Below are 24116 nucleotides of genomic sequence, written 5' to 3'. Positions count from 1 at the left end.
CGAACGCAGCCTCGCAGGCTCGGCAGCTGCTACGGGGGACCAGGGACGTTATTTAATTTCTAAATACTGCTCCGGACTTTCTGATTTGCCGCCTCCAAGGCTCGCGCGCCTAATCGGCTCCTTGTTCCTGAAGGTCCGATTATGGAAAACGTTCGCGCAACCTCCCGCCCTGCCCTCTGGCTGATGTTCAGCATCATTCTTGTCGCCCTGAATCTGCGTCCGTCCATGGCCGCTGTCGGCCCGTTGCTGTCAGCCATTCGCGGTGACATCCCGCTGAATTTCAGCCTGGCCTCGCTGTTGACCATGCTGCCAGTCATGTCCATGGGACTGGCGATGTTCTTTGGTATCGGCATCAGTCAGCGCCTGGGCGAGCAGCGCACGGTGGTGCTGTCGCTGCTGATCATCGGCCTGGCCACGGTGTCGCGGTTGTTCCTTGATTCGGCGGCGGAACTGATCCTGAGCGCCGTGTTGGCCGGTGTCGGCATTGCATTGATTCAGGCGTTGATGCCTGCCCTGATCAAGTCCCGCTTCAGTGACAACGTTTCCGTGTACATGGGTCTCTATGTGACGTCGATCATGGCCGGCGCGGCAATTGCGGCGTCATTCGCGCCGTTGGTGATGACCCGCACCGGCAGTTGGCGAGTGGGGTTGGCGATCTGGGCGGCATTGGCGCTGGCGGCATTGCTGTTCTGGTGCGCTCAACGCTCGGGAATGCCGACATTGGGGGAGAAATCGTCCCGCAAGGAATCCTTTTCCAGCAATTCCCGCGCCTGGTTACTCGCGATCTTCTTCGGCCTGGGTACGGCGTCCTACACCTGTGTGCTGGCCTGGCTGGCACCGTACTACGTGGAAAAAGGCTGGAACGAACAACAGGCCGGCTTGTTGCTGGGCTTTTTGACGGCCATGGAAGTGTTGTCGGGGCTGCTGACACCTGCCATCGCCAATCGTAGCCGTGACCGGCGCCTGGTGCTGGTGGTGTTGCTGGCGCTGATCATGGCCGGTTTCTGCGGGCTGATTCTGAGCCCGCAACACCTGAGCCTGCTGTGGCCGTGCCTGCTGGGACTGGGCATCGGCGGACTGTTCCCGATGAGCCTGATCGTGTCGCTGGATCATCTGGACAATCCCCAACGCGCGGGCGGGTTGACCGCCTTCGTGCAAGGCATCGGTTACCTGATCGCCGGCCTTTCGCCGCTGATCGCCGGGATGATTCGCGATCAACTGGGCAGTTTCGAATGGGCCTGGTGGTCACTGATGGGCGTCATGGCGCTGATGATCCTGATGGCCCTGCGCTTCGATCCGCGGCATTACGCCAAACACATTCATTAACCCGGAACCCCCATCATGAAACGCACAGGTTTTGCTGCCGCTCACGTCGGCATGTTGCTCTGGGCGCTGTTGATTGCCGTCTCGTTTTCCGCGGCAGCCCAGGTCAGCCAGGCCATCGACCCGATTCTGCTGACCGGGTTGCGCCTGTTGTGTTGCGCCCTGGTGTTTTTGCCCTTGTTGCTGTTCAAGGGCGATACCGCCCTGACCGCCCGCGGCCTGCTCGGTCATGCCGCGCTCGGTATGCTGCTGGCGCTGTACTTCGGTTCGCTGTTCGAAGCACTGCGCTACACCTCGGCGATGAACACCGGGACGATGTTCACCCTGGTGCCGTTGCTGACGCTGCTGTTCGAAGCCATCCTGACACCCGATAGCAGCCTGAAACAACGCGTGTTGCCCATGCTGGTTGCCGCGGCTGGCGCCGTGTTGCTGGTATTGAAAGGCGCAGGCCCCGGCGAACTGCCGTCGCTGTATGCGGTATCGGTGTACGGGGCCGGTTGCCTGGCAATGGCGCTCTACTCGCCCCTGAGTCAGCGGCTCAAGGCCAGCAGTCTCAAGGGGCGCGGCCCGGTGGGCATGACCTTCTGGAACATGCTGTTCGGCGCGCTGTTTCTATTGGCGTTCTGTGGGTTCAGCGGCGGCTGGCGTTCGGCGTCGTTGCTGAGCGCGAGCGATCTCTGGTGGTTGATCTACCTGGCACTGTTCGCCACCCTGGCGACTTTCTGGCTGCTGCATCGAGCCATTGGCGTCATCGCCCCTTCCTCGGTCATTTCCTACATCTACCTGAGCACCCTGTTCATCACACTGTTCCACTGGTTGTGGCTACGCCAGTCGCCACGCGCCCTGGAAATCATCGGCGCGTTGCTGGTGGGCGTCGGCATGTTGGCGCTGTTAATATCCAGCCGCGATGCGATGCCTGCACAGCAATCAGCGCTGAAGGCCTCTGGCCATGTTTCGGGAGATTGAATTCACAGGTCGTGTTCATAACATTATCTGTCCCACAACTGACCATGAAACATCCTACAAGGCATTCTCTTGGTACTATCGTTCCGCTAAGATCATTCGCACACGTTTGCGCACGGTCAGCGCAAGGAGCACAGCGAGACAGAACGGATGCTGAACAGTAACTTGCTTAGAAAGCTCGATATGCAGGACCTCATGGTGTTTGTCGCCGTGTATGAGCAAAGCAGCGTCACCGGTGTGTCGGAGGCACTTTGCGTCAGCCAGTCCACCGTGAGTTACTGCCTGAAGAAACTGCGCACCAGTTTCGAAGACGAGTTATTCATCAATACCCGCACGGGTATGCGCCCCACCTACAAAGCCAGCACCATGTATAGCCATGTGCTGAAGATTCTCGAAAGCATCAACCTGTGTCACGCCGGGACACCGACGTTCGATCCGACCTTGCAACCGGTCACCTTCAATATCTGTGCGCCGGAATACTTCGAGCAATTGATCTTGCCGCGCCTGTTGAAGAGCTTCGATTTCGCCGACCTGCCGGTGATGGTCAACATGCACAAGTTCGAAACCGACATCCCGGCTGAAGAACTGCGCGACGGCAGCCTCGACCTGGTGATCTGTTTCGGCCCGAACTTTCATCGAAGTCACACCGACTTCAACTCCAGGCGACTGCTGGAGGACGATCTGGTCTGCGTTTTCGACAAACGCGCCACACCGCTGGAACCGCGCTTGAGCCTGCAAGCGTTCACTGAACGTCGGCATGTGTTCCCGACGCCCTGGACGTCCACCACCAACATGGTTGACGGCTGGCTGGCTCAACAGGCCCATAAACGCCAGATTGTCGCGCGCTCCAACAGCTACAGCGCGGCGCTGAAGATGATCACCGGCACCGACTTCATCCTGACCTTGCCCCGGCGCATCCAGAAATTGCTGGCCAACGAGGCGATCTTCAATCACTGCGAAGCGCCCAATGGCTTGCCGGGCTTCACCCTGGACATGCAGTGGAGTCAAAGTGTCGACCAGGACAGCGCCAACACCTGGCTGCGCGAGCAAGTGATCAAGGCCTGCGCCGAGCAGGAAATGGCCTGAAACTCAGTGGCCGATGGCAGTCTTGGTGTAGGACTCTCGATCGATATCGATGATTTCCACACACAGCTGGGCCTCAACGCCGACCGGCCATTCACACACATCCTGCACCACCGCCAGCAGGCTTTCTGATAACTGCTTCTTGATCTGCGGCGAGCGACCGCTCAATAGCGCCAGTTTTACATGCACGAACGCCCGCTCGCCAGGTGCAGTGCCCACCCTGAAAGTCTCGACCTTCACCGCACGGGCCTTGATGTCGAACTCTTCAAACTGCCCGGAAGCGACCAGCGCGTTGTTGAGTCGCAGCAACGCCACATCGGCATTCAGTTCGGACAGGTTGGCGGTGTATTCCATGTGCAGGTGGGGCATGACGGGATTCCTGAGGATTGGCAGAAAGGTCGTAGATATAACACCGCCCTGCTCACTCTGTCAGCGGAAGGATCGGACGTTCACTCATGAACGCCTCCAGGCGCGAGCGCAGCCAGCGTTCAGCCGGATCGCTGTCGACATGGCTGAGCCAGACCATGGACAGGTCCAGGGTCGGCGTCTTGAACGGAAACGGCTCCTTGAACAGCTGGCCTGACGCGGCCATCGCCTCCGCCGTGTAATCCGGCAGGCTGGCGATCAGATCGGTGCCGGCGAGCAACGCCGGCAATGAGCTGTATTGCGGAACGGACAGCACGACGTGGCGCGTACGGCCGATCTCCGCCAGCCATTCATCGGCGTAGCCACTGACGTTGGCGGTGTGGGACACCAGCACATGCGGCCGCGCGCAATATTCATCGAGGGTCAACGGTGTGTCCGATGCGTCTGCACGCAAAATACTGGGCTGGATATGTCGCAACAATTTGCGCTTGGCGTTGGCCGGCAAGCCACGGGTCTGGCTGATACCAACGGTGATATCGCCAGACGCCAGCAAGTCGGGAATGCGCCAGTAGTCGACATGCTGGACCACGAACACCACTTTCGGCGCCTCCTGGCGCAAGGCGCGCAGCAACGGTGGTAACAGGCCGAACTCGACATCGTCCGACAGCCCGATGCGAAACGTCATGGTGCTGCTGAGCGGATCGAAATCGTGGGTCAGGCTCAAAGCCACCGACAAAGAATCCAGTGCCGGCGACAGGTGCTGAATGATCTCCTCGGCCCGCGCCGTCGGCTCCATGCGATGGCCGACCCGAATGAACAGCGGATCGTTGAACATCGTCCGCAAGCGGTTCAGCGCCGCACTGATGGTCGGCTGACCGAGGAACAGCTTCTCCGCTACCCGTGTGACGTTGCGTTCGAGCATCAATGTCTCGAACACCACCATCAGGTTGATGTCGGCCTTGCGTAGTTCGTTGCGATTCATCCGTTGCACCCCGGTCCCCAAGACTGGGTGACAGTTTAGGGAGGTGTCGCGATCGGCGTCTATGCAGGTAGGCAAACGACCTGATCCATAAAGACCGGGGGCGCTCACAGCTCAAGAGCGCCCGGCTAAAACGAAGCTGCCCTGACTGAGCAGCTTCACCGCCTGGAACCTATATCTCCTTGACCGGTGTCTGCTCTTGAGTCCCTTTGATCAAACCGATGGCATGCACGCAATCAGACTTGTTGACGTAAGCCTCCCCACTGGCAATCGTTTCATGATTCCCCGCCCGCAAACGCCAGCGCCATTGGCCCTTGCCGGTCTGTGAGGTGCCACGGGTTTGCCTGTAAATCTCAAAATACATTGATCGCTCCTTGCGATGGCTGATTACGACAGGTCAGTGACCTGCGAAACCAGAGTAGATGAGGATTTTTTGCGGCAACGTCTTTCAATGTCAGGGGATATTTCGGGGGAAAACCCTTGATTGGCGAAGCGATCAGTAAATACGGGGGGAGGTAATTAAAGCGACTCGGTGGAGTTATTTTTCCCGTGAACAGGCATATTTTTCTTACGCTGATGTGCTGATTCATCCGACACCAAAAAACTTGGGACAAAAGCAGGACAACCCGAAAATGGCCCAACGGAAAAAGCTGCGCACAACGAAAAGCCCCATAGCTTATTCAGCTACAGGGCTTTTCAAATCATCAATCAGCTTTCTTAAATCTTCTTCCCAACCAGCCCCAAAAACCTATTCGTTGCTCAGCAGCAAGCTTTTCCTTAATAGCTTGAATTTCACCTTCTTTCAGATCAAGAGCCGCTTTATCATCAACAGACGCATTTCTAAGAGTATCAATCTGTCGTGCAGCGCTCACCCACAAAGCGTTGAGCTTCGTACTTTGTTCAGTCCGCTCACTCAGCGCCTTATCCTTCTGAGCAATTTGCTGCTGTATGCCGTTAAACAACCGCTGGGCTTGATCTGCCTGAGTTTTCAGCTTTGACTCTTGCTCCGCAGCGTATTCCCAGTGGAAAGCAGTGCTTACCGGATTCGCGATAATTTTTGCAAAGACGTTTCCACTCAGGATTTCCTTCGTTTTCGCAAAACATCGTTCGAGGCTTGCTTCTAGATCATTCGAGTCGATGTAAGGCTCAGCACGCAGTCCCTTCGTGACCTTGACCTCGATGATAGGTATCCCATGGGACAGGAAATCGCCGATCTTCGGTTCCTCACATTCATGCTCTACCCAAACCTCAATTGCGACCTTTCCTCCCCACTGCTTGTAATAGGGATTTTCCGCGGTGAACTCGCCGTACAGGTCAGGGTAATACGATCTGCCATTGCCAAAACGAATATCGGTTTCTTCTGCTACAAGCCGGGTAAAGGTGAACGGCACCACTCGCGTACCAAATTGAAAATTGATCGTTTCGAGTTGAGCAAGCGCGGCGACGACGAAAGCGTGGGAAATCGATTCACCTTCACTTTTGCCGGAGCTTTCAATGCGAAGGTCTTTCTCTTTGTAGCGAAACCAGCCGTTCTTCACCGTTACCATTGGGCGACGTTTACTTTCACGGGCATGGGTACTGTAAAAGATTAAAGAGCTATAGTAATTGAAATTTTCCCTTTTCAACTTCAACGCTTGCCAAATGAAGAATAGCTTATAGCGCCCATCTTCCCTGTTGATAAATCCGTTCGCGTCTTTCGCACAAGCCCAAATTTTCATAACAAACCTTTAAAACGTGCTCCCGGCACACTTGAGTGCAAAAATGGTGACAGATTTATTTTGTAATGCAACATGCCCCCTCCTAAACAGACCTGTTTCCGGCAAATACCAAAATACATTACCCACCCTGTTATTGACTAAGCTGTACTCCGAGGAGTTGAAGGCCTCGGGTCTGACCTTCCTCCCAGGATCAAGCAGGACACGTTGATCATCAATATCAGAGCGCCCAGACCGGGCAGGGATCGCTATGTACAAATGCCAGAAGTGCAAAATGTTTGCCAGCGCAGGTCCCGGCGTGTGCTGGAAGTGCGGGGCGAAGTTAGAAGCGGAGCCAACCATACTGCATCTGAGGTTCCGTCAGCGGCAACTGGCAATCCATAATGAATCGAATATCGACGTCACCGCAGGATACGTAGCGGTACTCGGTGGCCGTGAAGCCTGGATAGTTTCCTCGATTGCTACTCCGACAGCTACGGTAGTCGGACTGCAGTTGAACTTCGGCCACCCAACGAACGTTGTAGGCGACTACGTCGTCAACGATCAGAGTGCAGCAATCACACCATTTAATCCGCTCCCGAATCGGGCACGGTTTTATTGGGCACAGGACGGTTTGATCCCGATCATCGTCAGCGCCACCATCAATGGCCAGATGGTGCAGGAGCGCTTTACAGTACAAGTGCTATCGCCCGTACTGAGCAGATTCACTGCTGAGACTTCGATGACTCGGATTACTTCGACATTGGCGGATCCAAGAGGGACAGATGCAGAAAATAGAACCACATCCGCCTTGGCTTTTGGTTCCCCACCCGACGATGGCATCGCCTTTACAATTCAGGTAAACCTGCCTGGGCCTCACCCAATGGCCGGCCATCTTACGATGACGCAAATCATGCGCGTATACCGCCAACGCGTGAGCAACGGCGCCCAGAACACGATCCAGTCGCTGGGCTTTGTAGTCGATCGCGAATTCCATTATGGATACGATGATGGCGCTTCGAGCAGCGCAAGTGCCAGTGGCGGCAGTGGCCTCAGTCAAAGCAGCAGTTCCCACTCTTCCAGCCTAAGTCAGAGTTACAGTAGCAGTAGCAGTAGCAGCCACAGTCGAAGCGGCGGCATGGGCATGGGTATTGGCACCGGTATCGGTAGTGACAGCGGAGACGGCAGTGACAGTGATGGCGACAATAGCGGCAATAGCCTAAGTAGAAGCAACAGTTTCAGCAGCTTGGGCGGGGGCGCCATGGACGATGAAGGAGATCCGCCGAATGAGCCATTGGCCGTTGTTACCGGACAATACAACCTGATGACCCAAGACTCACCTAGTACTTTACTTGGCTTCAACGGTAGATATAGAGATACCGACCGTGTAATCGTGAATGAAGAGTACCGCATGTACGTCATGTACCGACCCACCAACGGAATCTGGGTGGCACTGGGAGAAATTGTTTGGTTTTGGCACGCAAGGGGAGTTTACAACATTACAACCAACCGTTTTGACGTTCATTTTGGTGCGCAAGGAACGGAAAACAGGTCAGTGCATCCAAGCCTCGCGTTTGCGAGGCTTCCATTGTGGAATGGCAACTCGAGCGACCACTTGGAGGAATGGAACTAGGCATGCACTCGAGAGCCTTGGGAAGCGCCAGTGGAAACCTCATTCCCCGTCTAGCCCTGAAATAGGTTCAAAAAAGCTTATTCAGAACGAAACACCAGAAATAAAAAAGCCCCGTAGCCTATTCAGCTACGGGGCTTTTTCTATGTAATGGCGGAGAGATAGGGATTCGAACCCTAGGTACCGGTGAAGGTACAACGGATTTCGAATCCGTCCCATTCGGCCACTCTGGCATCTCTCCAACGGCGCGCATCATAACAGCACAATCGCCGGAAGCGAACCCCCTTTAGCGATTTTTTTCCGTGCTATCAGATGCTTGCGTCGATTAAAGCGGTACGCCCAGACGATTGGCGACTTCTTCGTAGGCTTCGATGACGTCACCGAGGCCCTGACGGAAGCGATCCTTGTCCATTTTCTTGCCGGTAGCCTTGTCCCACAGACGGCAGCCATCCGGGCTGAACTCGTCGCCCAGGACGATGGAGCCGTCGGAGAACACGCCAAATTCGAGTTTGAAGTCGACCAGCAGCAGGCCGGCGGCGTCGAACAGTTTGCTCAGCACTTCGTTGACCTTGAGCGACAGTTCTTTCATGCGAACCAGTTGCTCGGCGGTGCCCCAACCGAATGCCACGACGTGGGATTCGTTGATGAACGGGTCGCCCTTGGCGTCGTCCTTCAGGAACAGTTCGAAGGTGTAAGGGTTGAGCTTCATGCCCTCTTCAACGCCCAGGCGCTTGACCAGGCTGCCGGCGGCGTAGTTACGCACGACGCACTCGACCGGGATCATGTCGAGTTTTTTCACCAGGCATTCGTTGTCGCCCAGCAATTTGTCGAATTGAGTCGGCACGCCGGCCGCTTCGAGTTTCTGCATGATGAAGGCGTTGAACTTGTTGTTCACCATGCCTTTGCGGTCGAGCTGCTCGATACGCTTGCCGTCGAACGCCGAGGTGTCGTTGCGAAACAGCAGGATCAAGCGGTCAGCGTCGTCGGTCTTGTAAACCGATTTGGCTTTGCCGCGGTAGAGTTCTTCACGTTTTTCCATGATGGGCTCCGCTTGCTAAGTAGGTGGGCTAGGCGATGTGTCGCCAGTCGAGCCCTGAATCTTGATCGGCCAGTTGCAGCCAGTCCGGGTCGCACCCGAGGGTGTCGACAAAACATTGCCGGGCCAGCTGCGGCAGGTTGTTCTTGCTGCTCAGATGGGCCAGGACCAGGTGTTGCAGGCCTTGCCAGCCCAACTCGGCCACCAGGAATGCCGCCTGATGGTTGTTCAAATGTCCCAATTCACCGCCCACCCGTTGCTTGAGAAAGTACGGGTAGTGACCGCGAGCCAGCATGTCACGGCAATGGTTGGCCTCGATCATCAACGCATCGAGGTCCCGATAGCCGTCCAGCACTTTGTTGCAGTATGAGCCCAGGTCGGTCAACAGGCCGAAACGCCGCTGACCATCGCTGAAGACATACTGCGTCGGCTCCTGTGCATCATGGGCCACGGCAATGACGCCGATGCTCAGAGGGCCGATTTGCAATTGCTCGCCGCCAGCCAGAAGGCCTGCGGGTTCAATCGGTTTGCGCATCCCGCGCAGGGTCCCGCGACTGAGGTAGACAGGCAGATTGTAACGCCGAGACAGCAAACCCACGCCATGCACGTGATCGGCATGTTCGTGGGTCACAAGTATCGCGCTCAACTGCGCAGGGTTTACCCCAAGGCGCAGCAGGCGTTTTTCGGTTTCCCGCAGGGAGAAACCACAATCCACCAGTACATACGTGTCATCGCTGGCTACCAGCGTGCCGTTCCCTTGGCTACCGCTGCCGAGAACGGCAAAACGCATGTGATCAGCCCAGGTTGTCCTGAATCACGGTCAACACTTTGCGCGCCACGTCTGCCGGCGCCACGGTATTGATGTTTTTCTCGACGGTGACTTGTACGTTCTCGCCGACCTTGCTCAGGCGAACCTGATAACGCTCGGCGCGGGCTTCAACTTCTTCCTTGTTCGGCTTGCTGCCGAACAGGCTGCCGAAGAAACCTGGCTGCTCGTCTTTCTTCTCGGCTTTTTCGGCGAGGTTGATGTAGTACAGGCCCAGGCTGCGGTTGATGTCTTCAACGCGCCATTCGCCCTGTTCCAGCGCACGACCGACGCTCGACCAGGCACGATCCAGGTCGGTACCGACGTTGAGCACCGGGTTGCCGCTGCCGTCCTCGGTCAGGCTGACACGGCTTGGCGTGTCGAAATCACGCGAGGCCAGCATGGAGACCGAACCGCCCTTCTCCGAAGTGCGGCTCATGCTCGCGAGCATGTCGTCGACCAATGCTGCGTCCAGGCCGGTGTTGACCGAACGATTGGTGAAATCGACGTTGGCGGTGCTGCCGGCAGGACGCTCGGCGCTGACCACGTAGACTTCACTGGTGTTGCGCTGCACGCCCGGCTCGATACGCACCCGCACGCGGGTTTCGCTGTCGGCGCCGACACCGGCCGCGCTCAGGCGCTTGGCCATAGCTGCGGACAGTTCGTCGGAATGCTGCCAGGTGGTAGTGAATTCACCGGTTTGCGGGCGCTGTTGGTCCAGACGGAAACCGTTGTCCTGGAAGAACTGCACGGCCACTGGCCAGACTTCGGCCGGTGGGTTCTGAGCCATGATCCAACGCGAATCGCCGCTCTTCTGCAAAGAGTAGGCGCTGATATCAGCCGCTGCCGACAGTGGCTGCGGACGAGGCACGACATATTCGCCCTTGGCTGTATCGTCGGCCACATTGCGCGGGATCGGCAACAGCGGATCCAGACGCTTGGAGGTGCTGACGTTCGGTGGCAGTTGCATCGGTGCAGTCTGTTGCGCTTCCAGGTAATCGCTACCACGGTCACGGAAGTAACCTTCCGGGCCCCAGATCCATCCGCAGCCACTGGTGCTGGAGATAATCAAGGCAAGTGCGGAAAGTCCGGCCATTCGCTTCATGCGTAGTACTTCCTCAATTAAACCAGGACGCCGGACTGGCGCATGGCCTGCCGCAGCGGTTCGTGACAGGCAGCACTGAGCCAGGTGAGCGGCAGACGGATACCGTCCGGCATCAGGCCCATTTCATGCAGCGCCCATTTCACGGGGATAGGGTTGGATTCGATAAACAGGGTTTTATTGAGCGGCATCAGCTTTTCGTGGATCGCCCGGGCTTTGACGGCATCGCCGGCCATCGCTGCGGCGCACAGTTCGCTCATGGCACGCGGTGCAACGTTGGCGGTCACCGAAATATTGCCCTTGCCGCCAAGCAGCATCAGCTCGACCGCAGTCGCATCGTCACCGGAATAGACCAGGAAGTCGCTGCTCACGCCGGCCAGGATATCCTTGGCGCGCTGCAGGTCGCCCGTGGCTTCCTTGATGCCGATGATGTTCTTCACGGTCGACAGGCGGATCACCGTCTCGGCCTGCATGTCGCACGCGGTACGGCCCGGCACATTGTAAAGAATCTGCGGGATATCGACCGCTTCGGCGATGGCGCGGAAGTGCAGGTACAGGCCTTCTTGCGTCGGCTTGTTGTAATAAGGGGTTACCAGCAGGCACGCGTCGGCGCCAGCGTTCTTCGCGTTGGTCGTCAGTTCGATCGCTTCGCGCGTCGAATTGGCGCCCGTACCGGCGATCACCGGAATACGCCCTGCAACCTGGGCAACCACGCGACGAATCACTTCGATGTGCTCGTTCACGTCAAGCGTGGCCGACTCACCCGTAGTGCCGACCGCCACGATGGCGTTGGTGCCCTCTTGCAGGTGGAAGTCCACCAGTTTGCTCAGGCTGTCCCAGTCGAGACGACCCTGTGCATCCATGGGTGTGACCAGTGCCACCATACTGCCCGCAATCATGCAACCGCTCCTGCCGGAAAAAGAGAGCGGTAATGGTACTGGCGCCAAGATGCTTGTACAAGCGAAGTACTGCGCTGCCGCCATTCCCCTTGGCGCTGCTTTTCGCTACCCTTCAGACTTTGATCGGTACTGATCAGCTCGTACGCCGGGTTCCAGCCTCCATTTTCGGCATCACAAGCCCCGATCCAGCGTTGCCACCCCTCGCTCTTGCCATACTGGAGCACGTAGCAACCTTCGGCTGGGGGTTTGTGAATTCGCATCCGCAGGCTCGTCCCCGGTAAAAAAGCCCATAAACAGTATCGACCGCTCATCGCTTTAGGAATGCTGCATGTCCACCCCCACAGTTCGCGAACAATTCCTTGTCATCAGTGCCCTCGGCGCCAACCCCATGGAGCTGACTAACGTCCTGTGCCGCGCCAGCCATGAAAACCGCTGCGCCGTGGTCACCTCTCGCCTGACGCGTCATGGCGAATGCAGTGCGCTGATCCTCGAGATCTCCGGCAGCTGGGACGCCCTGGCGCGCCTCGAAGGCAGCCTGCCAGTACTGGCCAAACGACACGCTTTCACTGTCAACGTGGTGCGCAGCGCAGCCCTGGAGAACCGTCCCCAGGCCCTGCCGTACGTCGCCTACGTCAGCTCGGCCTATCGCCCGGACATCATCAACGAGCTGTGCCAGTTCTTCATGGACCACAACGTCGAGCTGGAGAACCTGACCTGTGACACCTATCAGGCTCCGCAGACCGGCGGCACCATGCTCAACGCCACGTTCACCGTGACCTTGCCGGCCGGCACCCAGATCAGCTGGCTGCGTGACCAGTTCCTGGATTTCGCCGACGCCATGAACCTGGACGCGCTGATTGAACCGTGGCGCCCACAAAACCCAATGTAAGGAAGCTTTCATGGCCGTAGCCATCGACCAACCGGTTGCCGACTTCGAAGCACCCGCCACCAGCGGGCAGACCGTCAGCCTCGCGGCCCTCAAAGGCAAGCAAGTGGTGATTTACTTCTACCCGAAGGACAGCACGCCGGGCTGCACCACCGAAGGCCAGGGTTTTCGCGACCAGTACGCGGCGTTCAAGGCGGCTAACACCGAGGTGTTCGGCATATCTCGCGATAGCCTGAAGTCTCACGAAAACTTCAAGTGCAAGCAGGAATTCCCCTTCGAGCTGATCAGCGACAAGGACGAAACCATCTGTCAGCTGTTCGATGTGATCAAGCTTAAAAAGCTCTACGGCAAGGAATATATGGGTGTTGATCGCAGCACGTTCCTGATCGACAAGGATGGCGTGTTGCGTCAGGAATGGCGCGGCGTGAAGGTGCCGGGCCATGTGGATGCGGTTTTGGCTGCTGCTCAGGCGCTGAACAAGGCCTGATTTTTTGGGCGTCTGTTCGGACGCCTTCGCGGGCTGGCTCGCCCCCCACAGGATTTGCGCAAACCTTGTGGGACCGAGCCCGCTCGGGATGAGGCCATCAGCCTCACCGCATAACCAGCACTGACCGCTAAAGCAGCGGCGCCACCTCCGGCTCCTTGCGCGGCCAGGCATCCAGCACGGCTTTGAACAGCGTCGCCAGGGGAATCGCAAAGAACACGCCCCAGAAGCCCCACAACCCGCCAAACAGCAGCACCGCACAGATGATCGCCACCGGGTGCAGGTTGACCGCTTCCGAGAACAGCAGCGGCACCAGCACGTTGCCATCCAGCGTCTGAATGATCCCGTAGACTGCCATCAAATAGATGAACTGATCGCTCCAACCCCATTGGAACAGCGCAATCAGCAGCACCGGCACGGTCACCACCACCGCCCCCACGTAAGGCACCACCACCGATACACCCACCAGCAACGCCAGCAGCGCCGCGTAGTTGAGCCCCAGCGCCACGAAAGCGATGTACGTCACGCCACCGCAAATGAAGATTTCGATGACCTTGCCACGAATGTAATTGGCAATCTGCCGGTTCATTTCCTGGGCGACCCGGGTGATCAGCGCTCGCTCTCGCGGCAGGTAACCGCGTACCCACTGGCCGATCATCTCCCGGTCCTTGAGAAAGAAGAACACCAGAATCGGCACCAGTACCAGGTAGATCATGATGTTCACCAGCAGCGGCAGGCTCGACAGCGAGAACGTCAGCGCCCACTGGCCGAATTTGCCGATCTCGCCCCGCGCCACTTCGATCGCCTGCAGCACTTGCTCGTCCGACACCAGATGCGGATAACGCTCGGGCAGCAGCAACAGCAGTGATTGCCACTTGGCGAGCATGCCGGGCAATTCGTTGAACAGCGTGATCAACTGATGCCAGAGCAGTGGCACCACGACGATGATGAATACCAGCAGCCCCCCCATGAACAACGCGAAGACCAGCCCCACCGCCGCTGCACCCGGCAGACGCAGGCGCTCGAGGATCACCACCAACCCCTGCATCAGATACGCCAGCACCATCCCGGCCAGCACTGGCGCAAGCATTCCACCCAGGGTGAGTACGGCGGTAAATGCCAGAAACAGCAGCACCGCCAGCACCACGGCCTCTTCATCCGAGAAGTAGCGCTGAATCCAGTCGCGTAACACTTTGAACATCAATAATCCTTAAGAACGAACGCAGCAGGTTTCAGGCTTTTTTTAACCAATAGCGGTAAACGCCCGCTTCATCTTCTTCACGAAGCAGCGTATGACCGGCCAATCGGGCAAAGGTGCGAAAATCGCGCTGAGAGCCCGCATCCGTGGCAATCACCTTGAGCACCGCTCCGCTGGCCAGTCGGTTCAGTTCCATCTTGGCCTTGAGCAACGGCAACGGACAATTCAGACCGCTGGCGTCCAGCTCGGCGTCGTGGGTTACAGCGTCAGTCATCGAATCACTCCGGGGCAGGGGTTGAGCCGCTTAGAATATCTGGTCCCAAGCGTAGTGTCCGGCTACAGTAACGTCTTTGTCGACTAAGGCTTTGTGCATGACTTTTTTGCGCCCTACCCTGCTGACGCTCGCTTGCCTGCTCGCCTCACCGGGCTTCGCCGACGACTTGCCGTCACTCGGTGACGCCAGTTCTGCCATTGTCTCGCCGCAACAGGAATACCAACTGGGCCGTGCGTGGCTGGCGATGCTGCGCAGCCAGGTGTCGCAACTCAACGATCCGCAACTCAAGGATTACGTCGAGTCCAGCGTCTATCGGCTGGTGGAAACCAGCCAGGTCAATGACCGGCGCCTGGAGTTCATCCTGATCAACAGCCCACAGCTCAACGCTTTTGCCGCGCCAGGCGGGATCGTCGGCGTCAACGGGGGCTTGTTCCTCAACGCCCAGACCGAAGGCGAATATGCCTCGGTCCTGGCCCACGAGCTGGCCCACTTGTCGCAGCGTCACTTCGCCCGTGGTGTCGAAGCCTCGCAACGCATGCAAGTGCCGATGATGGCTGCATTGCTGGCCGGAATCGTGATTGCCGCTGCCGGTGCAGGCGATGCCGGGATCGCGACCATTGCCGGCACTCAGGCGGCGGCGATGCAGGAACAACGACGGTTCTCGCGCCAGAACGAACAGGAAGCCGACCGTATCGGCATCATGAATCTGGAGAAGGCCGGTTACGATCCGCGCTCGATGCCGACCATGTTCGAACGGCTCATGCGCCAGTACCGCTACGATGCCAAGCCGCCGGAATTCCTGCTCACTCACCCGGTGACCGAATCGCGTATCGCCGACACCCGCAACCGCGCCGAACAGGCCAAACCGGGCGGTATCGAAGACAGTATGCGTTATCAGCTGATTCGTGCACGTGTGCAGCTGATCTATGAAGAAACCCCAGGCTTGGGTGCCAAGCGCTTCCGTGCCCAGCTCGACGAAAACCCGAAAAACGACGTCGCGCGCTATGGCCTGGCAATCGCCCAGATCAAGGGCGGCCAGCTGAATGAAGCTCGCGAGAACCTCAAGCAGCTGCTGGCCAAATCGCCGAACGAGATCATCTACAACCTGGCGCAGGTCGATCTGGACATCACCAATAATCGTCTGCCCGATGCTCAGTCACGGGTTGACCGGATGCTGACTCAGTATCCGGGCAACTACCCGCTGAATCAGGTGCGTGTCGATCTGCTGCTCAAGCAGAATCGAGCGGCCGATGCGGAAAAAGCGCTGGAGAACCTGCTCAAGACCCGTCCCGAAGATCCGGACGTCTGGTACCTGGTGGCCGAGACTCGTGGTCTGTCAGGCAACATCATCGGCCTGCATCAGGCACGCGCGGAGTATTTTGCACTGATCGGCGATTATCGCCAGGCAATCCAACAACTGGACTTCGCCAAGCGCAAGGCGGGCAGCAACTTCCCGCTGTCATCGCGGATCGACGCACGGCAACGCGAGCTGATGGAGCAGGAGCGCATGGTCAAGGACATGATGGGCTGACCGCTTCGAGGTCAAAATTCAGGCAAAAAAAAACCGCCTCTTTCGAGGCGGTTTTTTATTCAGCCGACAACAGGTTTATTCAGCCAGTTTGAAGGTGATGAAGCTGGCGCGCCCCTGGCGCAGAACCCGCATCGATACCGAGCGGTTCTTCGGCAACGCCTTGGCGATGTCCATGAACTCCTTGGTGGAGCCGATCGCCTGATTGTTCAGGTGAGTGATCACGTCGCCAGGCTGCAAGCCGATCAGGGCAGCAGGACCGTCCTGCACTTCCTTGATAACCACGCCACCTTTGAGGTCGTAGGTTTTCTTCTGCTCATCGGTCAACTCGGCAACAGAAACACCCAGGCGATTGCTGCTGCGCTCGACGCTGGATTTAGGCAGGGCTTCCAGCTCCTTGCCTTCCTCAGGGATAGCGCCGACGGTCAGCTCGACGTTCTTGCGCTTGCCTTCACGGATCACTTCAAGATTGGCTTTCGAGCCTGCCTTCAGCGCACCCACCAAGTGCGGCAGATCGGCGGACATGATGATCGGTTGACCGTTCATGCTCAGGATCACGTCGCCCACTTGCAGGCCACCCTTGGCAGCCGGACCGTCATCCTGGATCTGAGCCACCAGCGCACCGGCCGGTTTCTCGAGACCGAACGACTCGGCCAGATCCTTGCTCACTTCCTGGATCACCACACCCAACCAGCCACGGCTGACTTTACCGCCGCTTTTCAGCTGATTGGAAACGTCCATCGCCACATCGATAGGGATTGCGAACGACACGCCCATGAAGCCGCCGGAGCGGGTGTAGATCTGCGAGTTGATGCCGACCACTTCACCGGCCAGGTTGAACAGCGGACCACCGGAGTTACCCGGGTTGATCGGCACGTCGGTCTGGATGAACGGCACATAGTTTTCGTTCGGCAGGCTGCGACCGATGGCACTGACGATGCCTTGAGTCACAGTGTGATCAAAGCCGAACGGCGAGCCGATGGCCACGACCCACTGACCGGCTTTCAGGTCCTGCGATTTGCCGAGCTTCAGAACCGGCAGGTCCTTGCCTTCGATTTTCAGCAAGGCGACGTCGGAACGCGGATCGGTACCGATCAGCTTGGCCTTCAACTCACTGCGATCGGCGAGGCGCACGAGAATCTCGTCGGCATCGGCAATCACATGGTTGTTGGTCAGGATGTAGCCGTCAGGCGAAATGATGAAACCCGACCCCAGGGACTGCGCTTCGCGTTGGCGATCGCCACGAGGTGAGCGTGGCTGCTGCGGCATGCCACGTTCGAAGAACTCGCGCAGCATTGGCGGCAAACCTTCAAGGTCAGGCATTTGCTCGCTGGACACTTTGCGTTCCGGTAACTTCTGGGTAGTACTGATGTTCACCACCGCGGGCGAGGCCTGCTCGACCAGTTGCGTGAAGTCAGGCAACTCGACCGCTTGCGCAGTGACCGCCTGACCGAGCACCAGCACGGTGGCAAAAATAGACAGATAAGACTTCAAGCGTGGTATCGACATACGGCTCCCGTTACGACGAGCATGGTTAAGCGATATGGAGCAAGGAACACCGGAAACGATACGCCGGTATTTTTGTTCCGGGAACAACAAACAAGGCCAGAGCCGAGGGGCTCTGACCTATAAAAAATTTTCGGGATATTTGCAAATGAAAATGCTCGGCAAAACATTTCGAGGCCTCAACGACGGGGCAGCCATTGCCGACCTCCCGCACCATCCACACTCCGATCGATGAGCATGGCTGATCAGCTCACTGCTTGCTGGTAGCCGCGGCATCGTTGCGCATGGACAGCGCAATCCGTTCGGCGGTGCCAATCGGTATTTCACCGACCACGGTCACCATTATTTCGCCTTGCGGAGTGGTCAAGCGACGGGAGACAGCGACTGTTGGCCCCAGTTGGGTACGGGTGTCGGTGACTGTTGCCCCATTCAATGGCTCAAGGAACACCGAGAATCGGGCCAGACCATCGTCAAACATCAGACTGCTGACCTGGACTTTGGTATCCGGATCCTTGTGAGAGGTACTACTGGTCAGCTCGAAACCTGGCGGCAACCAGTCCGAATGCCAGACCTGCGCAGTCTTGACGGCGGACGCCTTGTCACTGTCGAGGTTAATGGGCTTGCACTCAGAACCTGCCTGCAAATCGCTGTCGGAAGGCACCTCGGCAGTATCCAGCCGGGTGAACTGGAACCGTTCCAGCAGTTGCCCTTTGTCATTGAGCAACAATGACTTCAACGGCAAGCCGGTTTCCTTGTCCAGATGCAGCTCAAAGCCATAGCGGTGCTGATCGCGAGGCGTCAACGAGACGATCACCGCCGAACGCCCGGCCACGCGCGATTTGCCGATGACGGCAAGGTCATACCAATTCTTTAGCTTTTGTGGATCGAGCGCACGAGCGGCGGAGTTGGGTGAGTCCCCCAGTCCTGCTATCAGGGTGCCGCTGACGCATTGAGTATGCCCATCAATGCGCACGACTTCCTGGGCCGAACCGTCGAGCTGGAGTAAACGCTCTTGGACTTTGCCATCCTGGACGCGATGCCAGATGTTATGGGTAGAAAAACTACCGTTACGCTCGTAGACGAAAGTACCGTGAAAGCTCTGCGTTTGCTCCGCCTGTCCCAGACGCTTCAGCCAGTCCTGGGCTTCATCGGCGTGGGCTGGAACAATAAACCAGCCACTGAGCAGAAGCGTAAGTAGAGGTATGGCGCGCATGATCCTCCTTAACGGTTTTCCAGGCTTGCTGCACGAGCGTAAGGCAGAGCGCTCTCAGTACCTTTCAGTGCAGCCTGTTGAGCATGTTGGCGCAAGTAACCTGGCAGACGCTGATCGTGCCAGCCTGGCTGACCTTGCAATACACCATTGGCCATAGGACCAGTGGCTTCCGAACTCTCATTGTAGCCTGCCAATACAGCGGGGCCCTTGACCTGAGGAGCGGTCAGACCCGGTTGACTGGAATGCTGAGCCAGTTCGACACCAGCGATCTCGTCCTGGTTGTACAGACGAACACCTGCCAGCACGGCAATGGTCACCGAAGCAGCAACTGCCAGACGACCCAGACTGCGCCATGGACCGCGGGAAGCTTTTGCCGGCACGGCTTCGTCAGCCAGCGCAGCAGAGACTGCCGCAGCGATGTCCAGACGAGGAAGCAGCAGGTCCTTGTGCATGACCGCCCGAGCGATCTGGTAACGAGCCCAGGTTTCGCGGGTTTCAACATCGTCAAAGGCATTCAATACCCGACGCAATTCCAGTTCGTCCGCTTCGTTATCCATCACTGCGGACAGCGATTCCTGCAGGGCTTCACGACTCATGGCGTTCCTCTCTTGGCTGTCGCCGCTGTCTCAGTTTTCCTGCAACAACGGCTGCAGGGCTTTATCGATGGCCTCCCGGGCGCGGAAAATCCGGGAGCGCACGGTACCCACCGGACACTGCATGACGCTGGCAATGTCCTCGTAACTCAGACCATCGAATTCACGTAAAGTTAAAGCCGTACGCAAATCTTCTGGCAGTTGCTGAATGGTTCGATGGACGGTGCCTTCGATCTCATCCCGCAGCAATGCACGTTCTGGCGACTCGAGATCCTTGAGGCCATGATCGCCATCGTAGAACTCTGCATCCTCGGAACTGACATCGCTATCCGGCGGCCGACGGCCGCGTGAAACCAGATAGTTTTTCGCCGTGTTGATGGCGATACGGTAAAGCCACGTATAAAACGCGCTGTCTCCGCGAAAATTACCAAGTGCACGGTATGCCTTGATAAAGGCTTCCTGTGCGACATCCTGGGCTTCATGGGTGTCGTGCACGAAACGCACGATCAACCCGAGAATTTTGTGCTGGTATTTCAGCACTAGCAGATCGAAAGCTCGCTTGTCGCCGCGTTGAACGCGCTCGACCAGCTGCTGATCCTCTTCCTGGGTTAGCATGAACACTCCTCGATAAGCTCGAAGGAGGCTTGCATTACTGAACGACCAGACTTGCAAACATAGACTCGGGCTTTTCGCAAAAGTTCTCCCCCTCCAAGCAAGTTTCCTGCGGGCTCTGATTTGGCACGCACGAAAAGCGCAGCGCGGAATAACCCAGGCTGCGCGAATAATCTTGTCATCGGATTCGCCAGCAAGGACCCAACCGCAAGTCCCGCACCGAAACCGACACTGTCCCTTGTTTCAGGCATCTGTCTATTGATCTTGAGCCTCTGGCAAAAGTTCCATATTTATAGCCGCCTGAAACCGACATTGTGCAACCGTGAAGCGAAAAAGACTGTTAAATCCACGATACAGTCGTCTTGTCGCCAAAGCAGTCAAAAAAACTTCCGACGAAGCGTCCAGTCTTTTCCGTCACAGTAGTTTCACAATGCCATGTGGGCCCGGCTATTGTGCCGCTCCCCCCCTCTATATACTAGTGGGCTGTGTGGCTGTCCTGACTCGCCGATCCAGCTGTCTTGCGCCACCCCCGACCCGGGTCGCTTTGAGCGGAATCCTGAAATGAGCCAACAGTTTCAACACGATGTTCTGGTAATTGGCAGCGGTGCTGCCGGCTTGAGTCTTGCGCTGACCTTGCCCGGTCATTTGCGCATCGCTGTATTGAGCAAAGGCGACCTCGCCAATGGCTCGACCTTCTGGGCCCAGGGAGGTGTCGCCGCCGTTCTGGATGACACCGATACTGTCGAGTCCCACGTCGACGACACCCTCAACGCCGGGGGTGGCCTGTGCCATAAAGACGCTGTGCGCTTTACCGTCGAGCACAGCAGAGAAGCGATTCAATGGCTGATCGACCAAGGCGTACCCTTTACCCGCGACGAACAGTCCGGCACCGAAGACGGTGGTTTCGAGTTTCACCTGACTCGAGAAGGCGGTCACAGCCATCGACGCATCATCCACGCCGCCGATGCGACGGGCGCGGCGATCTTCAGAACCCTGCTCGACCAGGCCATACAGCGACCCAATATCGAACTGCTGGAACAGCGGGTCGCGATCGATCTGATCACCGAAAAGCGCCTGGGCCTTGAAGGCGACCGCTGCCTCGGCGCCTACGTGCTCAACCGCAGCACTGGTGAAGTCGACACTTACGGTGCGCGCTTTGTGATCCTTGCATCGGGCGGCGCGGCGAAGGTCTACCTCTATACCAGCAACCCTGATGGCGCCTGCGGTGATGGTATCGCCATGGCCTGGCGTTCAGGCTGCCGGGTGGCGAACCTGGAGTTCAACCAGTTCCACCCGACCTGCCTTTATCACCCGCAAGCCAAGAGTTTTCTGATCACCGAAGCCCTGCGCGGCGAGGGCGGACACCTGAAGCTGCCCAACGGCGAACGCTTCATGCAACGCTTCGATCCACGGGCCGAACTGGCACCACGGGACATCGTCGCCCGCGCCATCGACCATGAGATGAAGCGCCTGGGTATCGACTGCGTTTACCTGGACATCAGCCACAAGCCCGAAGACTTCATCAAGACGCACTTCCCGACGGTCTATGAACGCTGCCTGGAATTCTCCATCGACATCACCAAACAACCGATTCCGGTGGTGCCGGCGGCGCACTACACCTGCGGCGGCGTGATGGTCGATCAGCGGGGCCGCACCGACGTGCCGGGCCTGTATGCGATTGGTGAAACCAGCTTCACCGGCCTGCATGGCGCCAACCGCATGGCCAGCAACTCGCTGCTGGAATGTTTCGTTTATGCCCGTTCGGCGGCGGCGGATATTCTTGAGCAGTTGCCAGAGGTGTCGATTCCGACCGCCCTGCCCGTCTGGGATGCGAGCCAGGTCACCGACTCCGACGAAGACGTGATCATCGCGCACAACTGGGACGAACTGCGGCGATTCATGTGGGACTACGTGGGCATCGTGCGCACCAACAAGCGCCTGCAACGAGCCCAGCACCGAGTGCAGTTGTTGCTGGACGAAATCGACGAGTTCTATAGCAACTATAAAGTGAGCCGAGACCTGATCGAGCTGAGGAACCTGGCTCAGGTAGCCGACCTGATGATCCGGTCGGCCATGGAGCGCAAGGAAAGTCGCGGTCTGCATTACACCCTCGACTACCCGAACCTGCTGCCGGTCGCCCTGGATACTATTCTGGTGCCGCCCACCTACGCCGACTGAACTTGAGCCGAACCCGCAGGCGTCGGTGCACATCCGCCGCCTGCGAATCCCGCGGCACGCATATCGCCCTGATACGTCGCTCGCCCCGCAGGCGAAAGCGCAGCACCACGACCAACGGCAGCGCCAGGCTGTCCGGCCGTAGCTGTACGGGTTGCCAGCCTTGCGCCTGATTCCACAACTGCCAGCCATCGGCATCGCGACGCAAGCCACGAAAGGCTTGTGGGTGTGTCAGCAGAATCTGTCGCGGCAATGCCCACATGCTGTGAGCCACGCACAACGCAACGCCGAGCAGACTGGCCAAGAGCGGTATCGAGAGAAGAAACAGCGAACCCAGCGCGAACAGCTGGGCGAGAAGATAGGCCGCCAGCAACTGCCGTGAGGCATGCCAGCGGCATTCGAACGCGTTACTTGGGCTGGACACGATCCAGTATCATGCGAACCATGCGCTGCAGCTCCGGATCTTCCGATTCGGCACGTTCCATGAACCAGCCGAACATGTCCTGATCCTCGCACTCCAGCAGGCGGACATACAGCGCGCGATCTACCTCGTTCAGATTCGCGTAAACCTCTTTCACGAACGGCACCAGCAGCACGTCAAGCTCCAGCATGCCGCGACGGCTGTGCCAAAAGAGGCGGTTCAGTTCAACGTTATCGACCATGGAGCGCTCCTCAAATAGGCCGCAAGTATACAGCCCCGAGGCGAGCCGAACAGTCGGCTTTGGTCGGGCATCGACGATCCTTTGTGAACTACCCATTTCACGGGCGCCCCCTTATGATGTCCCTCAGACTCTTTACCCTGCGATGACCCATGGCCGATTCTGCTTTTTTCTGCACACTGTCTCACGAAGGCGTTCTCGCGGTACGCGGCTCGGATGCCAGCAAATTCCTGCAAGGCCAATTGACTTGCAACCTCAATTACCTGAGCGACACCCAGGCCAGCCTTGGCGCGCGTTGCACGCAGAAAGGCCGGATGCAGTCGAGCTTCCGCATTCTGCTGGAAGGCGACGGTGTGCTCATGGCGATGGCCAGCGAACTGCTGGAGCCGCAACTGGCGGACCTGAAAAAGTACGCAGTGTTCTCCAAATCGAAACTGACCGACGAAAGTGCCGGCTGGGTTCGTTTTGGCCTTGAGCATGGCGATGCGGCACTGGCCAGCCTGGGCCTGGCGCTACCGGCAGACACCGACAGCGTTGTGCGTAATGACAGCCTGATCGCCCTTCGCGTCTCGCCTGAGCGCGCTGAACTCTGGGTGGGCGCCGATCAAGCCGACACCATCAAGGGCAAGCTGTCCGCCCTGTTGGCCGAAGGCGAACTGAATCAATGGCTGCTGGGCCAGATCCGCGCAGGGATCGGCCAGGTCATGCCAAGCACCCGCGAGCTGTTCATTCCGCAGATGCTCAATCTGCAGGCCGTCGGCGGCGTGAGCTTCAAAAAGGGTTGCTACACCGGCCAGGAAATCGTCGCGCGTATGCAATACCTGGGCAAACTCAAGCGTCGTCTGTATCGCTTGCAACTGGAAGGTGGTGAACTGCCTGAACCCGGCACCCCACTGTTCTCCCCGACTCACGGCAGTTCGATTGGTGAAGTGGTGATCGCTGCTCGCACCGAACAAAACATTGAACTTCTGGCCGTGCTGCAAGCCGAAGCTGCAGAAGATGACAACCTGCACCTTGGTGCACTCGAAGGTCCGGGCCTGCATCTGCTCGACCTGCCTTACCAACTGGATCGTGATCGCGAAATCCAGCGTTAAAAGCAGCACTTGTC

General features: G+C 58.0%; 25 protein-coding genes and 1 tRNA gene. 9 read left to right on the top strand and 17 right to left on the bottom strand.

The genetic code is table 11. The annotated features are described in order from the left end of the window. Window positions 1-141 precede the first annotated feature (141 nt). The 3 genes from PMI21_RS02865 to PMI21_RS02875 all read left to right on the top strand — a co-directional run bounded on the left by PMI21_RS02865 (window position 142) and on the right by PMI21_RS02875 (window position 3372). Window positions 142-1326 carry a cyanate transporter gene (locus tag PMI21_RS02865; protein WP_007941463.1) on the top strand — a complete coding sequence of 395 codons (1185 nt, stop codon included), beginning with the start codon at window positions 142-144 and terminating at the stop codon, window positions 1324-1326. A gap of 15 nt (window positions 1327-1341) precedes the next feature. Further along, a complete protein-coding gene (locus PMI21_RS02870) occupies window positions 1342-2289 on the top strand; it encodes a DMT family transporter (protein WP_007941462.1) in 948 nt (315 codons plus the stop codon). 147 nt (window positions 2290-2436) lie between these two features. Further along, window positions 2437-3372, top strand: a complete 936-nt coding sequence (locus tag PMI21_RS02875) for a LysR family transcriptional regulator (RefSeq protein ID WP_007941461.1) — start codon at window positions 2437-2439, stop codon at window positions 3370-3372. Window positions 3373-3375: 3 nt separating this feature from the next. Here the strand turns inward: PMI21_RS02875 and PMI21_RS02880 are convergent, their stop codons facing one another. From PMI21_RS02880 to PMI21_RS02895, 4 genes are all read right to left on the bottom strand, one after another. After that, window positions 3376-3738 carry a 5-carboxymethyl-2-hydroxymuconate Delta-isomerase gene (locus PMI21_RS02880; protein WP_007941460.1) on the bottom strand — a complete coding sequence of 121 codons (363 nt, stop codon included), beginning with the start codon at window positions 3736-3738 and terminating at the stop codon, window positions 3376-3378. Between the two features lie 52 nt (window positions 3739-3790). Further along, window positions 3791-4717 carry a LysR substrate-binding domain-containing protein gene (locus PMI21_RS02885; RefSeq protein ID WP_033064228.1) on the bottom strand — a complete coding sequence of 309 codons (927 nt, stop codon included), beginning with the start codon at window positions 4715-4717 and terminating at the stop codon, window positions 3791-3793. 169 nt (window positions 4718-4886) lie between these two features. Beyond that, window positions 4887-5078, bottom strand: coding sequence for a YegP family protein (locus tag PMI21_RS02890; protein ID WP_007941456.1), 192 nt, complete (start codon window positions 5076-5078; stop codon window positions 4887-4889). Between the two features lie 340 nt (window positions 5079-5418). Next, window positions 5419-6432 carry a hypothetical protein gene (locus PMI21_RS02895; protein ID WP_007941455.1) on the bottom strand — a complete coding sequence of 338 codons (1014 nt, stop codon included), beginning with the start codon at window positions 6430-6432 and terminating at the stop codon, window positions 5419-5421. Between the two features lie 271 nt (window positions 6433-6703). Here PMI21_RS02895 and PMI21_RS02900 point away from each other — a divergent pair, with 271 nt between their 5' ends. Further along, on the top strand, window positions 6704-8041 hold the full coding sequence (locus PMI21_RS02900; protein ID WP_157214328.1) for a hypothetical protein: 1338 nt from the start codon (window positions 6704-6706) through the stop codon (window positions 8039-8041). A gap of 148 nt (window positions 8042-8189) precedes the next feature. On the opposite strand, the gene PMI21_RS02905 is transcribed toward PMI21_RS02900, so the two are convergent. The 5 genes from PMI21_RS02905 to dapA all read right to left on the bottom strand — a co-directional run bounded on the left by PMI21_RS02905 (window position 8190) and on the right by dapA (window position 11880). Further along, window positions 8190-8279: transfer RNA gene (locus PMI21_RS02905), tRNA-Ser, on the bottom strand. Between the two features lie 84 nt (window positions 8280-8363). Continuing rightward, window positions 8364-9077, bottom strand: a complete 714-nt coding sequence (purC, locus tag PMI21_RS02910; RefSeq protein WP_007941453.1) for a phosphoribosylaminoimidazolesuccinocarboxamide synthase — start codon at window positions 9075-9077, stop codon at window positions 8364-8366. A 28-nt stretch (window positions 9078-9105) separates the two neighbouring features. Beyond that, window positions 9106-9864: an MBL fold metallo-hydrolase gene (locus PMI21_RS02915; protein ID WP_007941451.1), complete on the bottom strand. Its 759-nt coding sequence runs from the start codon at window positions 9862-9864 to the stop codon at window positions 9106-9108. Between the two features lie 4 nt (window positions 9865-9868). After that, window positions 9869-10984 (bottom strand): outer membrane protein assembly factor BamC, encoded by a 1116-nt coding sequence (bamC, locus tag PMI21_RS02920; protein ID WP_007941449.1) that lies wholly within the window; start codon window positions 10982-10984, stop codon window positions 9869-9871. 17 nt (window positions 10985-11001) lie between these two features. Continuing rightward, the gene (gene dapA / locus PMI21_RS02925; protein ID WP_007941448.1) at window positions 11002-11880 is read right to left on the bottom strand and encodes a 4-hydroxy-tetrahydrodipicolinate synthase; all 879 of its coding nucleotides are present in this window, start codon (window positions 11878-11880) and stop codon (window positions 11002-11004) included. 328 nt (window positions 11881-12208) lie between these two features. Here dapA and PMI21_RS02930 point away from each other — a divergent pair, with 328 nt between their 5' ends. Together PMI21_RS02930 and PMI21_RS02935 are read left to right on the top strand one after the other, a co-directional pair. Next, entirely contained in the window at window positions 12209-12769 is a 561-nt protein-coding gene (locus tag PMI21_RS02930; RefSeq protein ID WP_007898662.1) for a glycine cleavage system protein R, read from the top strand. Between the two features lie 10 nt (window positions 12770-12779). Then, window positions 12780-13253 carry a peroxiredoxin gene (locus PMI21_RS02935; protein WP_007941447.1) on the top strand — a complete coding sequence of 158 codons (474 nt, stop codon included), beginning with the start codon at window positions 12780-12782 and terminating at the stop codon, window positions 13251-13253. Window positions 13254-13380: 127 nt separating this feature from the next. Here the strand turns inward: PMI21_RS02935 and PMI21_RS02940 are convergent, their stop codons facing one another. Both PMI21_RS02940 and PMI21_RS02945 read right to left on the bottom strand, forming a co-directional pair. Then, a complete protein-coding gene (locus PMI21_RS02940) occupies window positions 13381-14451 on the bottom strand; it encodes an AI-2E family transporter (RefSeq protein ID WP_007941446.1) in 1071 nt (356 codons plus the stop codon). A gap of 31 nt (window positions 14452-14482) precedes the next feature. Further along, window positions 14483-14722, bottom strand: coding sequence for a sulfurtransferase TusA family protein (locus PMI21_RS02945; RefSeq protein ID WP_007941445.1), 240 nt, complete (start codon window positions 14720-14722; stop codon window positions 14483-14485). A gap of 97 nt (window positions 14723-14819) precedes the next feature. Between PMI21_RS02945 and PMI21_RS02950 the strand changes: the two genes are divergently transcribed. Then, entirely contained in the window at window positions 14820-16253 is a 1434-nt protein-coding gene (locus PMI21_RS02950) for a M48 family metalloprotease (protein WP_007941444.1), read from the top strand. Between the two features lie 75 nt (window positions 16254-16328). On the opposite strand, the gene PMI21_RS02955 is transcribed toward PMI21_RS02950, so the two are convergent. The 4 genes from PMI21_RS02955 to rpoE all read right to left on the bottom strand — a co-directional run bounded on the left by PMI21_RS02955 (window position 16329) and on the right by rpoE (window position 20177). After that, complete coding sequence (locus PMI21_RS02955; protein WP_007941443.1) at window positions 16329-17759, bottom strand: DegQ family serine endoprotease; 1431 nt, start codon at window positions 17757-17759, stop codon at window positions 16329-16331. A 247-nt stretch (window positions 17760-18006) separates the two neighbouring features. Then, complete coding sequence (locus tag PMI21_RS02960; protein WP_007941442.1) at window positions 18007-18969, bottom strand: MucB/RseB C-terminal domain-containing protein; 963 nt, start codon at window positions 18967-18969, stop codon at window positions 18007-18009. Window positions 18970-18977: 8 nt separating this feature from the next. After that, window positions 18978-19565 (bottom strand): sigma-E factor negative regulatory protein, encoded by a 588-nt coding sequence (locus PMI21_RS02965; RefSeq protein WP_007941440.1) that lies wholly within the window; start codon window positions 19563-19565, stop codon window positions 18978-18980. 30 nt (window positions 19566-19595) lie between these two features. After that, window positions 19596-20177 (bottom strand): RNA polymerase sigma factor RpoE, encoded by a 582-nt coding sequence (rpoE, locus tag PMI21_RS02970; RefSeq protein ID WP_003172477.1) that lies wholly within the window; start codon window positions 20175-20177, stop codon window positions 19596-19598. A 558-nt stretch (window positions 20178-20735) separates the two neighbouring features. On the opposite strand from rpoE, the gene nadB reads away from it, so the two are divergent. Beyond that, on the top strand, window positions 20736-22352 hold the full coding sequence (gene nadB, locus PMI21_RS02975) for an L-aspartate oxidase (RefSeq protein ID WP_007941437.1): 1617 nt from the start codon (window positions 20736-20738) through the stop codon (window positions 22350-22352). On the opposite strand, the gene PMI21_RS0128330 is transcribed toward nadB, so the two are convergent. Beyond that, on the bottom strand, window positions 22321-22773 hold the full coding sequence (locus PMI21_RS0128330; RefSeq protein ID WP_033064226.1) for a protein YgfX: 453 nt from the start codon (window positions 22771-22773) through the stop codon (window positions 22321-22323). The two genes, nadB and PMI21_RS0128330, sit on opposite strands and share 32 nt — an antisense overlap. Then, window positions 22757-23011, bottom strand: coding sequence for an FAD assembly factor SdhE (locus PMI21_RS02980; protein ID WP_007941436.1), 255 nt, complete (start codon window positions 23009-23011; stop codon window positions 22757-22759). Before PMI21_RS02980 ends, PMI21_RS0128330 begins: the two co-directional genes overlap by 17 nt. A 149-nt stretch (window positions 23012-23160) precedes the next feature. On the opposite strand from PMI21_RS02980, the gene ygfZ reads away from it, so the two are divergent. Further along, on the top strand, window positions 23161-24102 hold the full coding sequence (gene ygfZ, locus PMI21_RS02985; RefSeq protein WP_007941435.1) for a CAF17-like 4Fe-4S cluster assembly/insertion protein YgfZ: 942 nt from the start codon (window positions 23161-23163) through the stop codon (window positions 24100-24102). Window positions 24103-24116: the final 14 nt, after the last annotated feature.

The organism is Pseudomonas sp. GM18 (assembly GCF_000282195.1).
GTDB lineage: Bacteria > Pseudomonadota > Gammaproteobacteria > Pseudomonadales > Pseudomonadaceae > Aquipseudomonas.
This window is presented reverse-complemented; position numbering and strand designations above follow the sequence as displayed.